Origin of the sequence: Bradyrhizobium sp. LA6.8, from assembly GCF_040547935.1 — a bacterium.
GTDB lineage: Bacteria > Pseudomonadota > Alphaproteobacteria > Rhizobiales > Xanthobacteraceae > Bradyrhizobium > Bradyrhizobium barranii.
The window spans coordinates 53,898-67,219 of the sequence record NZ_JBEPQQ010000013.1 but is presented as its reverse complement, the minus strand read 5'-3'; the positions used below and the strand labels follow the sequence as shown (position 1 = coordinate 67,219).

Here is a 13,322-nt window from a genome sequence, read left to right as displayed (position 1 = left end):
ACAATGGCCACACTGAGTCTCAAAGAGCCGAATTCGATCATCGAACTGTCCTCGGGAGGCCGGGCGCGTGCCGGCGACAACGCTGGCCGGCACTATCGAAGGCGCGGCGCAACGCTTGAAGCAATTACTTGCGTTGCTGTCGCAGGACGTTCGCGTCATGATTCCGTCGCGCAACGACGCAAAGGATTTTCTCAGGACGAAGCCGTGGACAGAGGAATCGTTTCGCGGCCGGTCGCCGCACACATCAAGCTTTGCTAAGTGATTTGGAACGATCGCAAAGAGATGGACATCGCACCACCGCCGCACTTACCTATTCGCAAGCCCCTGGAGAGCTGACGGATTGCGATGACCATACTCAAGGAAGCTGCCGCGACCGAGCCTGCCGCTTTTGGCGACCGGCCTCATGCAGGCGTTCCGTTCGACTGGACCGACCACAAGAAGACGCGGCGGGTCCGCAGCACGCGTGCAAGGCCCGCAAGCTCGGCGCTGTTCATGAGCGAGACGATCGACGGGCTGAATGCCGGCGCGCATTTCCTCGACCGTTTGTCCGCGTCGGAGCAGGCGCGCGTGCACGCGGCCGGCCGCATCATCTCGGTGCCGCAGGGCGAAATGGTATTCAGCCAGGGCGATGGCCACGACGGCATCTTCATCATCCGCCGCGGACAGGTGCGGGTCTATTACACCGCGCCGTCGGGCCGCGAGATCACGCTCGCCTATTGGACGCCGGGACATTTCATCGGAGGCCCCGAGATATCCGGCGGTGGCATTCACATGTGGTCGGGCATCGCCATCGAGGCCTGCGAGATCGCGGCACTCTCCGGCCCGGCGCTCGAGAAGCTGTTGACCGGCATGCCGAGCTTCGCGCTGGCGCTGATCGACGGTCTCATCGCCAAGGGCAAATGCTACTCCTCGATGGCACAGATCCTCGGCACGCGCTCGGTGATCGAGCGGCTGGCGCAGTTCCTGCTCACGCTGTCGGAGTTGCACGGCACGGCCGACGGCGACACCATCGTCATCAACCGTAAGATCACCCATGACCAGATCGCCGCCATGGTCGGCTCGACCCGGCAATGGGTGACGATGATGCTGAAGCGTTTCCAGAACCGCCGCATCATCGCCATCGACGGCAGCACCATCCAGATCAGGCGGATCGACCTGCTGGAGCAGATCCTTTTCAAGGACTGAGGTTCGCCTCTCCAGCGCTAGCGCTTTGGGCGTTGAAGCACCCTCAGCGTCATGGCCGGGCTTGTCCCGGCCATCCACGTCTCACCCCTCGGCGCAAAGAACGTGGATGCCCGGGACAAGCCCGGGCATGACGACCTCTCGTAAACGTTCACAGACGATCGCCGGCCGCACGTGGGGAGAGGCGAAGATCACCGCGCCTCTTCAAACCCCGCCAGCACCGACGTCAAATTCGCGCCCAGAATATCCGAGAGATAGCCGCCCTCCTGCACGAACACGGTCGGCAGGCCCAGCTTCGCGATCGCCTGGCCGATGCGGCGGAAGCCCGGCGTGGTGACGGCGAGGCCCTTCAGTGGATCATGCTCGGAGGCATCTAAGCCGAGTGCGATGACGAGGGCACCGGGTGCAAAGGATTCGATCGCCTTGCGCGCGACATCCATCGCCTGGATGTAGCCGTCGTCGCCGGTGCCGATGGCCAGGGGGATGTTGAGATTGGCGCCGAGGCCGGGTCCTTCGCCACGCTCATGCGCGTAGCCCCACACATAAGGATAGTACGCGATGGGATCGGCGTGGATCGACACCGTGTAGACGTCAGGGCGTGCGTAGAAGATTCCTTGCGTGCCGTTGCCGTGATGGACGTCGACGTCGAGGATCACGACGCGCTCATGCTTCAATCGCAGATGCGCGGCTGCGATCGCGCTGTTGTTGAGGAAACAGAAGCCGCCGGCCATGTCGCGGTAGGCGTGATGACCGGGCGGGCGGCAGAGCGCATAGGTCGCATCCTCGCCGTCCATCACCATCTGCGCTGCCGTGACCGCAACGTCGGTGGCGGCGCAGGCCGCGGCCCAGGTGCCGGGACCGATCGGCGCCGCGGTATCGGCGGTGTGCCAGCCAAGGCGGCCTACGATGTGGGTGGGATAGGTCGCGGCATGGCGAACGGGATGGATGTTGCCGATCATTTCCGGGCCGGAATCGCCGAGCGCGGTCCAGGCGTCCCAGGCTTCGCTGAGGAACGACAGATATTCCGGGCTGTGAATCCGCGCACGCGGCCCCTGCCCGAATGTCGTCGGTTCGACCAGCTGATGCTTGCCGTCCTTCAACCCCTTGAGCAGGCGATCGGCGCGCTCGGGCTGCTCCGTGGTGCGCTTGACGACACCGCGAACCAGGAAGAATTGCGGATCGTGGCTGCGATGCAGTTCGGTATGGACGGCTTTCACTCAAACACTCCGTGGTCGCGTTGACGGTGCCCACAGATGTCTAAATGCCTGCGGCGGCCAGATGCAAGCAAGAAGAATGCCGCCGCTTTGGTGCTGCTCTGCGCCGGAGGCAGACCGCCGGTGACGCTCTAGCAGCGCCCGCGCTGGAGGCAGTGCTCGCGGCCCTGCTGGTCGGTGCGGAAGGACTCGACGAAGCCGCCCTGACGCTGGGTGACGAAGACGGTCTTGCCGTCGCTGCCGCCGAAGGCGAGATTGGTCGGCTCCTTGCCCTTCAGCGCGACCTCGCGCTCGACCGCACCATTGGGCTTCATCAGCGCGATGGTGCCCTTGAGGATGCGCGCGACATAGAGACGGCCGGCGACGTCGGTGCGAAGCCCGTCGACGGTGTCGGACTGAAAGGCTTTGACGAGTTTTGCGCCGGTGAGCTCGTTACCGCGGACGGTGTAGGACCAGATTTCGCCGCTGCTGGATTCCCCGACATAGAGCGTCTTGCCGTCAGGGCTGAGGTCGATGCCGTTGGTGGTGCCCATCGCGCGCGGCGCCGACATCACCTGCCCCTGCACCGTGCCGTCCGCGGATTTGGCGATGCGCCAGATGTGGCCTTCCCTGCCCTTCCAGTTCGGATCGCTCGCATAGATCGTGCCGTCGCGCGCGATGGTGATGTCGTTGGGCTGGTTCATCTCGTCGGAATGAAACCAGACGACGGGCTCGCTCGCGCCCTTCGGGATCGCGAAGATGTTGTGCTTCTTGTAGTCGGCGATGAACATGGTGCCGTCACGCGCAAAGCGGATGGCATTGCCGACGCTGCCCGCGGGCAGTGCCGTGAATTGCTCCGAAGCCGCGCCGCCCGCCGGCAGCTTGCCGATGGTGCCGGGCTTGCCAAAGTTGACCACGAAGAGATTGCCGTCGAGATCGGCCGCCGGCCCTTCGATGCCGAAGGTGTATTCGCCCGGCGGCGTCACCTGCACGCTTTCGAACAGCTTTGTTTCCGCATGGGCCGGCGATGCCGCGATGACGAGAAGGACGCTACTGCACAGGCACCAGAAATTCCTGCCGGATGTAATAGCCATCGTCGTCGCTGCACTCGCCATTCAGATAGGGATCGGCAGGCCGGAAGAATCGGCTGAAGCCGGGTTTGTCTACAGCGCTCCTTTGTGTCACGACAACGACCTTGGCGGCCGGTATTTCGCCGCATTCCTTGTTGGTCTTGCCAAAGAACTTGCGCTGCGGCGGGCCGGACTTGATCCGCATCCGCGTGCCCGGAACCATTTTCGCAACCAGCAGGTCCGCGGTATCGAGCACGCGCGTGTAGCCAGGTTCGGTCCTGGGCAGGCTTTCGCCGCCCGGCGGCATCAGCTTCTCGGCGCCGATACCGCGCAGCCGCGTGCGCAGCTTGCCGGAGCCTGGATCGCCCGGATAGATCCAGCCGTCCTGCGACAGCATGAAGCGTAGCACCGTCGCGTCCTTTTCCGCATCCGATTGCCCTGCCTTCAGGCCGAAATCCGAATGACAGCCGACGCAGTGCTTTTCGACGAGCCCCTTACGCAGCGTGGTGAGCCGGATGCTGTTCTGCGCGTCTTTTGCGACGAAGGCGGCAAGCTGATCGATCAGCGCCTGGCTGCGCATGTCGCAAGGCAGCGGCGGCGGATCGCCAGCAGCGCGATCGATGCGGATTACCGTCTGGTTCTTGTCCTCGACCAGCCAGATTGCGCCGTCCTCCGCGACCGTCATGCCGACAGGCGCGCCTTGCGGCCGCGCGCCGTTGACGCGGTGCCAGCCTGCGATCAGCTCGTCGAATGGCGCGGCGGCGACGTCGCCGGCGTCGGCCTGAAAGCTGTGGGTCGGATCGGCGGCGCAACTGACGTGGTAGCGCACCGGCGCCGGGGCAGGCTTCGGGAAGCCATGGTCGTCGACGTCATGGACGAGGACGCGGCTGCCGGTCGGACGATAGCCGTGCAGGCCAACCAGCAGCTTGCCTTCCAGCTCCGGGAATTTCGCGCCGTGATAATACAGCATCGCGAGCGGCGCGCCGTGCGGCGGCATCAGCGAGAACGGTGCCTTGTAGAGCGCATTGGCCGTGCAGAGCGACTTGTAGACCCCGGATTGCAGCACGAGCTTGAATTCGGGGCTCGGCGTCGACAGGTCGTAGCAATAGGGCCAGCCATAATGCCTGCCCTGCTCGATCGCGTTGATCTCCTCGTTCGGCTTGAAGATGTCGGGCAGGTCGCGGCCGTTCTCGCCTTGCAGGAAGGCGTAGCCGGCATCGGGAAAATTCGGATGCAGCGCCAGCGCCATCGAGTTGCGCAGGCCGCGCGCATAGACGGTGTGCGGCGGGTCCGGATCGGCCGGCTTCAGCGCCGGGAAGGTCCCGCCTGCGGGCGGTGTGAACAGCCAGATCGAGGCCATCGCGGACGCGCCCTCGGCCGCCGCGCATGGCCTTGTGATCGGCGCCGGCGTGATGCAGTCGTCGCTATGCGAGCCGACATTGACGAACAGCCGCCCGTTCCTGTCAAAGACGAACTGCTTGAGCGGATGCGCGCTCTCGTCGAGCCTGGTGCCGTCAGGCAATGTGATCCGGCGGCCAGGCATATGACGGATGATGGTCTCGACCGTGCTGCGGGGATTGTCGGCGAGCGGATCGAACCGGAAGATCGTCTCCGCGGTCGAGGCGTACAACTTTTTGTCCGGGCCAACCACGAGGCCGAACGGATATTCGATGGCGGTCAGCAGCTCCTTGAACCGCTGCCCCTGGGGCGCATGCGGATCGAGCAGCAGCAACCGTCCATCGGTGTGGCCCCAGCCCCCCATGTCGGCGACCACGAACAGGTCACGGCCTGGCACCTGGATGATCGAGCGCGGAAATTTCAGGCGATCCTCTTCGCTGGCGACGAGACCGGCGCAGAATCCCGCCTTCATGTCGATCTGGATTCTGGGAAAGGCGAGATCGCCGCTGCCACAGGTTTCCGTGCCGATCGCGTAGCCGCTTTTCCTCACCGGCTCGGAGGAGGCTCCCGGGGCAAGACCGAACAGCGCTCCGGCGACGATCGCCGCAAACAAGCTTCGGCGTTCATGCCAGAATGTGAGCTGGTTCACGGCGGTCCCCCGGACTTTCGGTCCAAAGTTGTTCCATGCCATGGGAACGCCGTCCAGTTGATCATCACCCCCCTGTGATCAAACCCGCTCGGGCCTTCGCAGCGACCAATCTCCGTAGATTCCCTTACCGGGCTCGCCCCGAATGTTTCGCAAAGGCCTCGGGTGGTATCGATTTGCCATCCCAGTCGCTCCCGACAGGAGACGCATATGGTCCAGGTCTATTTTCACTGCTCCAACACCGAAGGCACGCTGATCGATCGCAGCGGCACCGCGGTGGCCAGCCTGACCGAGGCGCGTGACCGTGCGGCCCAGATCATGCACTCGATGATCTACACCCCGGGTGCCGAAGACTGGCGCGACTGGGTGATCCATGTCAGCGGCTCCGACGGCGAGGAGATCTTCGACCTTCCCTTCACCGCCATGCTCGGCAAGCCGCATTGAGGTGATGCCGTGCTGTTCGCTTCATTAACCCTGCTCCGCCAGCCCCTCAACTTCGTCGCCACCAAGTGGCAGAAGCTGGTGCGGATCGCAGGCAACCCCTACCGCCCCGAGCTTCACTACATGCGTGGGCCTGGCCCGAAATGGCACGCCAAATATCAGGCCAGCCGGCTGGACCGCGGGCTCTGAGCGCAGTCCGCGGCTGCACCCCTACCTCCCCGTAAACTTCGCCTTGCGCTTCTCGACGAAGGCGGTGCGGCCTTCGATGGCGTCGGCGCTCTTGCGGATCGTGGCCTGAACCTCGATCTCGCGGCGGAACTGCGCCTCGTAAGCCGCATGCTCGCTCTCCTCAACAAGCGCACGCGTTGCGACCAAAGCGCGCGTCGGGCCGTCCGCCAGACGGCGCGCCAGGGCCAGCGCCTCGTCCATCAGCTTCGCGTCGTCGACGACCTGCCGCACCAGGCCGATCTCCTGCGCGCGTTCGGCCGTCAGGGGCTCGTTCAGCAGCATCAGCTCGAGCGCGCGCTGCCGGCCGACCAGCCGCGGCAGCAGCCAAGTCGAACCGAGATCAGGCACCAGGGCGATGCGGCTGAACACCTGGATGAAGCTCGCCGACCGCGCCGCAACAATCATGTCGCCGGCCATCGCAAGGCTGAAGCCGCCGCCGGCCGCGACGCCGTTGACGGCGACCACGACAGGCACGCGGCATTCGCGCAACGCCTTGAACGCCGGCCAGTAGAAGCGCATCACGCCGGCGGCGATGTCCTCGCCCAGCGCTTCCGATGCCTTTAAATTCTGTCCTGAGCAAAAACCGCGTCCCGCGCCGGTGAGAACCAGTGCGCGAATGCCCTCATCCCCGGTCATCTCGGCGACGGCGGCGGCGAGCGCGCCGAGCAGGTCCGGCGTCATCGCGTTCAGGCTCGCCGGCTCGTCGAGGGTCAGAATTCCGACGGCGCCATCCCGCGCCTGTTTCACACCTGCCATGCCGCGTCTCCCTTTGGATTTTCTCGTTGGCGGCAATGTGCCATCCTTCGCGCGCCCCGCCAATGCTGCAGCTTCCGCGTCAGCGCAACGAAGCCAGAACAACCGAATCCAGAGATCAAGACGACATCATGCCTCATCAGTTCAGCCTCGCCCAAGCCGTCCGCAAACCCGCCGTCACATCCAAGGGCGGCATCGTCGCCTCGCAATCGCGACGGGCGGCCGAAGTGGGCGCGCAGGTGCTGGCGGCGGGCGGCGACTGCGTGGACGCGATCGTCGCGACCACCTTTGCGCTGAACGTGCTGGAGCCCTGGAACAGCGGCATCGGCGGCGGCGGCGCCATGGTGCTCTACCGCGCCAAGGAAAATCGCACCGAGGTGATCGACTACGGCATGTGCGCGCCACAGAGCCTGCGCACCACCGACTACCGGCTCAGCGGCGAAGGCGCGGCCTCCGATCTGTTTCCGTGGCCGCGGGTAAAGGACGATCGTAACATCCACGGCCCCGGCTCGGTCGCCGTGCCCGGCGTCGTCGCCGGCATGGAGGAGGCGCATCGCCGCTACGCCAAAATGCCGTGGAAAGATCTGGTCGCGCCGGCCGCCGCGCTCGCCGGCGAAGGCCTGCTGGTCGATTGGTGGACCACGCTGACGATCGCGGCATCGGCAGCCGATCTCAAGCGCTATCCCGCGAGCGCGGCCACCTTCCTGAAGGATGGCCTGCCGCCGAGCGCGCCGTGGGGCATCAAGTCCGAGACGCGGCTGCCGTTGGCCACGTTGAAGGCGACGTTGTCGCACCTCGCCGCTGCCGGTCCGCGCGATTTCTACCAGGGCGATCTCGCCAAAAGCATCGCATCCGACATCAAGGCCGACGGCGGCTCGCTGTCGGTGGAGGATCTCACCGCGTTTCGCGCCCATCTGCGCGAGCCGTTGGCGATCCCCTATCGCGACGGCAAGGTGTATGCGACGCCGGAGCTCACGGCCGGACCGACAATGGCGTATGCGCTGCGGCTGTTGCAGCAGAGTCTGAAGCCGGGAAGCGCACCCGACGCGACCACCTACAGCGAATATGCGCTCGCCTTGCAAGCGGCCTTCCGCGAGCGGCTCAAGGACATGGGCGATGCCGACGGCAAGCGCTCGCTCGGCGCCGAATATCTGGCGCCCGCCTGCACCACGCATTTCTCCGTGGTCGACCGCCACGGCAATATCGCGGCGGTGACGCAGACGCTGCTCTCGTCCTTCGGCTCGAAATACGTGACGCCGCACACCGGCATCGCCATGAACAACGGCATCATGTGGTTCGACCCGACGCCGGGCACCACCAACTCGCTCGCACCCGGGAAGCGCTGCCTCTGCAACTACACGCCCGTCATCGCCGAAACGAAGGACGGTAGGCGTCTCGCGGTCGGCGCCTCCGGCGGCCGCCGCATCCTGCCGTCGGTGATGCAGCTCGTGTCCTTTGCGATGGATTTCGGCATGGACCTCGATACGGCCATCCACCAGCCGCGTATCGACGCCAGCGAAGGCGCGGTCGTGATCGGCGACATCAGACTGCCGGCGGACGTACGCAAAACACTTTCCGCACGCTTCGATTATGAAGAGACGCAAGTGCAGGCCCTGCCGCAGAAGTTCGCCTGCCCCAGCGTGGTGATGCGCGAGGGCGATACGAATTCAGGCGCGGTCGAGATCTTCCAGCCCTGGGCCGACGCTGTCGCCGAATCCTGAGCGTCACGACTCCTCCGCATTTGCACGCAACACCGCGATCGATGTTCGTTCGCCGAACGGACAGATGCGTGCCTAACAGGAGAGATTTCGGATGAAGAAACTTGCGCTCGCCGCGACACTGATCATCGCGGCCGGCTTCACCATGCCAAACGCCGCATTCGCCAGAGGCGGACACGGACATGGTCACGGCCATGGCCACGGTCACGGCCATCATGGCGGATACCATGGACACCGCCATGCCACTCCTCCCGGATGGCATCACGGGCGCAAGGTCGGCTGGCGCGGCAGGGGCTGCCCGCCCGGCCTGTGGAAACAGGGCCGCTGCTGACGCCCTATCTGCAAGTCATGCAAGGCGTCGCTCCTGACGGGGCGGCGCCTTCTTCTTCAAACGCCCAGCCGATCCCGCACCCGGCCCGCGATCACAGCAGTCGTAACCCCCAAGGGCCAGAACGCGTGCATCGGGATCGGCTTGATGCCTGTGACGGGCATGTCGATCTCGGCCTTGGCACCGCCGATCAGCCGGCGCGCGAGCTGCGCGCCCATCGCGGTCGAGAGCGCGACGCCGCGGCCGTTGCAGCCGAGCGAGATTAGGATGTTTTCCGCCGGCTCGTGCACATGCGGATAATGATCCTTGGTGATGGCGAGCCGGCTGTTCCAGCCATGCGACCACGCGGCGCCCTTGAGCTGCGGCCATAGCCGCTCGGCATAACGCATGAGATAGGCGACGTCGTTGGGCGACTTGATCCAGCGCATCGGGCCGCGACCGCCCATCAAGAGGCGGTTGTGCTGATCGATCCGGTAATAGACCGTGATGTGGCCGCTCTCGTAGAGCACCGGCCTTGTCGGCATGATCGAACGGGCGACCGCGTCGGAGAGCGGCGCGGTGGCGGCAATCGAGGAGAATACCGGCACGATGGTACGGCGGAGCGCCGGCCAGAGATCGTCGGTGAAGCCGTTGGTGGCGAGCAGGACCTTGTCGGCATGCACCACCGCGCGCGGCGTCTCGATGCGCCAGCGCGCGCCGTCGCGACGGAGCGACAGCGCCGGCGTCTCGCCATGGACCTTCGCGCCCGCGGAGATCGCAGCGCGCGCAAGACCGCGGGCGTAGCTGAGCGGATGCAGATCGCCGCCGCGCGTGTCCAGCATCGCGCCGATGTAGCGGTCGGTGCCGGTCATCTCGCGCAGCTGCTCGCGGTTCAGATATGTCACCGGCATGCCGCGGCGGATGCATTGCTGCGCCGTCTTCTCGATCGCGGCGGCGCTGGCCTCGTTGTAGGCCGCGCGCAGCGTGCCATTCTGCCGCGCTTCGCAGGGGATCTGGTAGCGGCGGATCAGGTCGTGCGTGAAATTGGTCGTGCCGTAGGAGAAGTCGATCATGCGGCGGCCGAGCTCGGCGCCGAAATCAGCCTCGATCTGATCGGGGTCATGCTTCAAGCCGGGATTGGTGTGACCACCATTATTGCCCGATGCGCCCCAACCAGGTTCCTGCGCCTCCAGCACCAGCGCCTCGACACCTTGCTCCGCCAGATGCAAAGCCGTGGACAGCCCGGTGTAGCCGCCGCCGACGATAGCAACGGAGACGGTCTTGTCGACATCGAGCGGCGGCGTGGCAACCGGCGCGACGGCGGTGTCGGCATAGAGCGAGGGCGGCAGAGGCAGGCGCATAGTCATGACGAGAACCGATCAGAGCGGATGCAGCACGCGGCGTAAAAAGTCCTGCGTGCGCGGGTGCTGGGGTTGATTGAGGACGGCCTTCGCCGCGCCCTGCTCGACGATGACGCCGCCGTCGATGAAGAGCACGCGGTCGGCGACGTCGCGGGCAAAGCCCATCTCGTGGGTGACGACGACCATGGTCATGCCGTCATCGGCGAGCTTGCGCATCACGCCGAGCACGTCACCGACCAGCTCGGGATCGAGCGCCGAAGTCGGTTCGTCGAACAGGATCGCCTTTGGCTGCATCGCGAGTGCGCGCGCGATCGCGACGCGCTGCTGCTGGCCGCCGGAGAGCTGCGGCGGATGCGCATCGGCCTTTTCGGCGAGGCCCACCTGACCGAGCAGCGCGCGGCCGCGCTCGAGCACCTGCGCACGCGGCTCCTTCTTTACAAAGAGCGGGCCTTCGACGACGTTTTCCAGCACGGTGCGATGCGGGAATAGGTTGAAGCGCTGGAACACCATCGAGACCTGGGTGCGGACTTTCACGATGGAGGACGCATCGCGGTCGACCTTCAGTCCCTCGACGTTGATCTCGCCGCGGTCGTAGCTTTCCAGCCCATTGATACAGCGCAGGATCGTCGACTTGCCGGAGCCCGAGGGGCCAATGATGCAGACCACCTCGCCCTTCTGGACGGAGGCCGTGATGCCCTTGAGCACCTCGTTCTGGCCGAAGCTCTTGTGGACGTCTGTGAGCTCGATCATTTCTTGCCCGCCCGCTTCTCGAAGTGACGGACCAACAGGATCAGCGGGATGCTCATGGTGAGGTACATCAGCGCCACAAGCGTGAACACGTTGGTGTTCTTGAAGGTCGAGGACGCGATCAGCTTGCCTTGTAGCGCGAGCTCGGCGACCGTGATGGTCGAGGCCTGCGACGAGTCCTTCAGCATCATGATCATGACGTTGCCGTAGGGCGGCAGCACGATGCGCACCGCCTGCGGCAACACCACGCGGCGCATGGTCAGCCACCAGCCCATGCCGATCGACTGCGCCGCCTCGATCTGGCCCTTGTCGATCGCCTCGATGCCCGCGCGGAAATTCTCGGCCTGATAGGCCGAATACGCGATGCCGAGCCCGAGGATCGCGGCCTGCAAGGCCGACAGCGTGACGCCGAGATCCGGCATCACGAAGTAGAGATAGAACAGCAGCACGATGATCGGGATGCCGCGGATCACGTTGATCAGGCTGGCACTGAGCATCGACAGGACGCGAATGCCCGAGACCCGCATCATCGCCCAGATCAGACCCAGCACCGTCGAGAGCAGCAGCGAGCCGATGGTGACGACGATCGTCAGCACGACACCGCTCATCAGGATCGGGAAGAACTCGACGGCGTCGTGCCAGAAGCCTTTCATCGGACAGCCTTACCAGCCTCTGTCGATCAACCCTGCGCCTTCTGACCCCACTTCTCGAGGATCTTGTCGATGGTGCCGTTGGCCTTCAGCTTCGCCAACGAGGCGTTGATCTTGCCGAGCAGCGCGGCCTCGCCCTTGCGGACGCCGATGCCGACCGAACCGACCGTGACGGGCTTGTAGCCATCGACGAGACGCACCTCGGGGAAACCGCCCTGCTTCAGATTGTAGGCGAGGATCGGATAGTCGGCGTAGCCGGCCTTGAGGCGACCGGTGTTGACGTCGCGCAGGATGTCCGGGATGTTGTCGTAGGCCTTGACGTCGGCGAACAGGCCGGACTTCTTCAGCGCATCGACGAAGGCGGTGCCGACCTGGGCGCCGACCGTCTCGCCCTTCAGATCATCCTGCGTGGCATAGGCCTTGGTGTCGCTCTTCGGGACCACCAAGCCTTCGCCGTAGGTGTAGATCGGATCGGAGAAGTCGACGACCTCCTTGCGCGGCGCGGTGATGAACATCGCCGCCGCAATCATGTCGATCTTGCCCGATGTGAGCGACGGGATCAGCGCCGAGAACGCCATCGGCTCGATCTGCACGCTGAGGCCGGCGTCCTTGCCGATCTCGGTGACGATGTCGACCATGATGCCCTGGATCGTGTTGGTCTTGGTGTCGAGGAAGGTGAAGGGAATGCCTGTCGGCGTCGAGCCGACCTTCAGCACCTGCTGCGCCGAAGCCGGCATCACCGCTGCAATCGCGAGCGCCGCGACCGCGGCCAGACCAAAACGCTTCATCGCATCCCCCTTTGGGCTTGGCCGATGTCGGCGCTCGCGCATGTCGTGATCAGACGTTGCGGGCCAAGCCGTTTCGGCCTATTTTCACCAATATGAAAATTTGGTCACACTTTCGCGGGCGATGCAAGCGGTTTTCATGCACATGAAGGAAGCGGTTTGACGTGAGCGGTGGCAAAAGAATGCGCAAACCGGCCGCCGCAAAGCCGGCGAGGACGGTGAAGGCCAGGAAGGTGCCGGTCAAGGCCAAGCCGGCCGAGCCCGCGATGGATGTCGCAGTCGGCCGCCGCATCCGGGATCTCCGGCGCGTCAGGCAATTCTCGCTGGAGACGGTGGCGGCGCGCACGGATCTGTCGATCGGTTTCCTCAGCCAGATCGAGCGCGGCCTGTCGTCGCCCTCGCTGCGCGTGCTGGCCACACTCGCAGACGTGCTCGGCGTCGGCATCGCCGCGCTGTTCGGCGCAAGCCCAAGTGCCGACGGCGTATCGGATCAGGTCGTGACGCGCGGGCTGCAGCGCCCCGAGCTGAAGCTCTGGCGCACCGGCGTATCGAAACAATTGCTGAGCCCGGCGAGCGCCGACAACAAGCTCAACCTGTTCCTGGTGCATCTGGAACCGGGCGGCTCCACCGGTGACGAGCTCTACACTCACGATGGCGAAGAGGCCGGCCTGGTGCTCGAAGGCGAGATGATGCTGACGGTGGACAGCGAGACGTGGTCGCTGAAGACGGGCGACAGCTTTCGGTTCGCGAGCCGAAGGCCGCACCGGTTTTCCAATCCGGCCAATGATGCGAAGGCTGTGGTGCTGTGGGTGAATTGCGTGACGGGGGCGGGGTAGCTTCTTT

15 protein-coding genes are annotated in these 13,322 nt (G+C 65.1%); 7 read left to right on the top strand and 8 right to left on the bottom strand.

The window, feature by feature from the left end; all coding sequences use genetic code 11:
• The first annotated feature begins 67 nt into the window (after positions 1 to 67).
• Both ABIA90_RS40885 and ABIA90_RS40880 read left to right on the top strand, forming a co-directional pair.
• Positions 68 to 262, top strand: coding sequence for a hypothetical protein (locus ABIA90_RS40885; RefSeq protein ID WP_354121273.1), 195 nt, complete (start codon positions 68 to 70; stop codon positions 260 to 262).
• Positions 263 to 345: 83 nt separating this feature from the next.
• Complete coding sequence (locus ABIA90_RS40880) at positions 346 to 1,185, top strand: Crp/Fnr family transcriptional regulator (RefSeq protein WP_354121272.1); 840 nt, start codon at positions 346 to 348, stop codon at positions 1,183 to 1,185.
• Between the two features lie 188 nt (positions 1,186 to 1,373).
• Here ABIA90_RS40880 and ABIA90_RS40875 read toward each other — a convergent pair whose 3' ends face one another.
• The 3 genes from ABIA90_RS40875 to ABIA90_RS40865 all read right to left on the bottom strand — a co-directional run bounded on the left by ABIA90_RS40875 (position 1,374) and on the right by ABIA90_RS40865 (position 5,492).
• Positions 1,374 to 2,399 carry a histone deacetylase family protein gene (locus tag ABIA90_RS40875; protein WP_354121271.1) on the bottom strand — a complete coding sequence of 342 codons (1,026 nt, stop codon included), beginning with the start codon at positions 2,397 to 2,399 and terminating at the stop codon, positions 1,374 to 1,376.
• Positions 2,400 to 2,527: 128 nt separating this feature from the next.
• On the bottom strand, positions 2,528 to 3,469 hold the full coding sequence (locus tag ABIA90_RS40870; protein WP_354121270.1) for an SMP-30/gluconolactonase/LRE family protein: 942 nt from the start codon (positions 3,467 to 3,469) through the stop codon (positions 2,528 to 2,530).
• On the bottom strand, positions 3,426 to 5,492 hold the full coding sequence (locus tag ABIA90_RS40865; protein ID WP_354121269.1) for a PQQ-dependent sugar dehydrogenase: 2,067 nt from the start codon (positions 5,490 to 5,492) through the stop codon (positions 3,426 to 3,428). Before ABIA90_RS40865 ends, ABIA90_RS40870 begins: the two co-directional genes overlap by 44 nt.
• 207 nt (positions 5,493 to 5,699) lie before the next feature.
• On the opposite strand from ABIA90_RS40865, the gene ABIA90_RS40860 reads away from it, so the two are divergent.
• Positions 5,700 to 5,933: a DUF6894 family protein gene (locus tag ABIA90_RS40860; RefSeq protein WP_014497658.1), complete on the top strand. Its 234-nt coding sequence runs from the start codon at positions 5,700 to 5,702 to the stop codon at positions 5,931 to 5,933.
• 9 nt (positions 5,934 to 5,942) lie between these two features.
• Positions 5,943 to 6,119, top strand: a complete 177-nt coding sequence (locus tag ABIA90_RS40855) for a hypothetical protein (RefSeq protein ID WP_354121268.1) — start codon at positions 5,943 to 5,945, stop codon at positions 6,117 to 6,119.
• A gap of 21 nt (positions 6,120 to 6,140) precedes the next feature.
• Here ABIA90_RS40855 and ABIA90_RS40850 read toward each other — a convergent pair whose 3' ends face one another.
• Positions 6,141 to 6,914, bottom strand: a complete 774-nt coding sequence (locus tag ABIA90_RS40850; protein WP_354121267.1) for an enoyl-CoA hydratase-related protein — start codon at positions 6,912 to 6,914, stop codon at positions 6,141 to 6,143.
• A 128-nt stretch (positions 6,915 to 7,042) separates the two neighbouring features.
• Between ABIA90_RS40850 and ABIA90_RS40845 the strand changes: the two genes are divergently transcribed.
• Positions 7,043 to 8,632 (top strand): gamma-glutamyltransferase family protein, encoded by a 1,590-nt coding sequence (locus tag ABIA90_RS40845; RefSeq protein WP_354121266.1) that lies wholly within the window; start codon positions 7,043 to 7,045, stop codon positions 8,630 to 8,632.
• Between the two features lie 91 nt (positions 8,633 to 8,723).
• On the top strand, positions 8,724 to 8,960 hold the full coding sequence (locus ABIA90_RS40840; protein ID WP_071916403.1) for a hypothetical protein: 237 nt from the start codon (positions 8,724 to 8,726) through the stop codon (positions 8,958 to 8,960).
• A 56-nt stretch (positions 8,961 to 9,016) separates the two neighbouring features.
• Here ABIA90_RS40840 and ABIA90_RS40835 read toward each other — a convergent pair whose 3' ends face one another.
• The 4 genes from ABIA90_RS40835 to ABIA90_RS40820 are packed head-to-tail and all read right to left on the bottom strand — an operon-like array spanning position 9,017 to position 12,482.
• The gene (locus tag ABIA90_RS40835) at positions 9,017 to 10,303 is read right to left on the bottom strand and encodes an NAD(P)/FAD-dependent oxidoreductase (RefSeq protein WP_354121265.1); all 1,287 of its coding nucleotides are present in this window, start codon (positions 10,301 to 10,303) and stop codon (positions 9,017 to 9,019) included.
• A gap of 12 nt (positions 10,304 to 10,315) precedes the next feature.
• The gene (locus ABIA90_RS40830; RefSeq protein WP_063985380.1) at positions 10,316 to 11,047 is read right to left on the bottom strand and encodes an amino acid ABC transporter ATP-binding protein; all 732 of its coding nucleotides are present in this window, start codon (positions 11,045 to 11,047) and stop codon (positions 10,316 to 10,318) included.
• Complete coding sequence (locus tag ABIA90_RS40825) at positions 11,044 to 11,697, bottom strand: amino acid ABC transporter permease (protein WP_354121264.1); 654 nt, start codon at positions 11,695 to 11,697, stop codon at positions 11,044 to 11,046. The genes ABIA90_RS40830 and ABIA90_RS40825 overlap by 4 nt, the downstream gene beginning before the upstream one ends.
• A gap of 26 nt (positions 11,698 to 11,723) precedes the next feature.
• Positions 11,724 to 12,482, bottom strand: a complete 759-nt coding sequence (locus tag ABIA90_RS40820; protein ID WP_354121263.1) for an ABC transporter substrate-binding protein — start codon at positions 12,480 to 12,482, stop codon at positions 11,724 to 11,726.
• 179 nt (positions 12,483 to 12,661) lie between these two features.
• Between ABIA90_RS40820 and ABIA90_RS40815 the strand changes: the two genes are divergently transcribed.
• Complete coding sequence (locus ABIA90_RS40815; protein WP_354098102.1) at positions 12,662 to 13,315, top strand: helix-turn-helix domain-containing protein; 654 nt, start codon at positions 12,662 to 12,664, stop codon at positions 13,313 to 13,315.
• The last annotated feature ends 7 nt before the right edge of the window (positions 13,316 to 13,322 follow it).

Bases quoted from the DNA above. Each gene is read 5' to 3' on its own strand.
- ABIA90_RS40880 (WP_354121272.1), top strand. From the start codon at position 346: ATGACCATACTCAAGGAAGCTGCCGCGACCGAGCCTGCCGCTTTTGGC.
- ABIA90_RS40870 (WP_354121270.1), bottom strand. From the start codon at position 3,469: ATGGCTATTACATCCGGCAGGAATTTCTGGTGCCTGTGCAGTAGCGTC.
- ABIA90_RS40860 (WP_014497658.1), top strand. From the start codon at position 5,700: ATGGTCCAGGTCTATTTTCACTGCTCCAACACCGAAGGCACGCTGATC.
- ABIA90_RS40850 (WP_354121267.1), bottom strand. From the start codon at position 6,914: ATGGCAGGTGTGAAACAGGCGCGGGATGGCGCCGTCGGAATTCTGACC.
- ABIA90_RS40845 (WP_354121266.1), top strand. From the start codon at position 7,043: ATGCCTCATCAGTTCAGCCTCGCCCAAGCCGTCCGCAAACCCGCCGTC.
- ABIA90_RS40840 (WP_071916403.1), top strand. From the start codon at position 8,724: ATGAAGAAACTTGCGCTCGCCGCGACACTGATCATCGCGGCCGGCTTC.
- ABIA90_RS40835 (WP_354121265.1), bottom strand. From the start codon at position 10,303: ATGACTATGCGCCTGCCTCTGCCGCCCTCGCTCTATGCCGACACCGCC.
- ABIA90_RS40830 (WP_063985380.1), bottom strand. From the start codon at position 11,047: ATGATCGAGCTCACAGACGTCCACAAGAGCTTCGGCCAGAACGAGGTG.
- ABIA90_RS40825 (WP_354121264.1), bottom strand. From the start codon at position 11,697: ATGAAAGGCTTCTGGCACGACGCCGTCGAGTTCTTCCCGATCCTGATG.
- ABIA90_RS40820 (WP_354121263.1), bottom strand. From the start codon at position 12,482: ATGAAGCGTTTTGGTCTGGCCGCGGTCGCGGCGCTCGCGATTGCAGCG.
- ABIA90_RS40815 (WP_354098102.1), top strand. From the start codon at position 12,662: ATGCGCAAACCGGCCGCCGCAAAGCCGGCGAGGACGGTGAAGGCCAGG.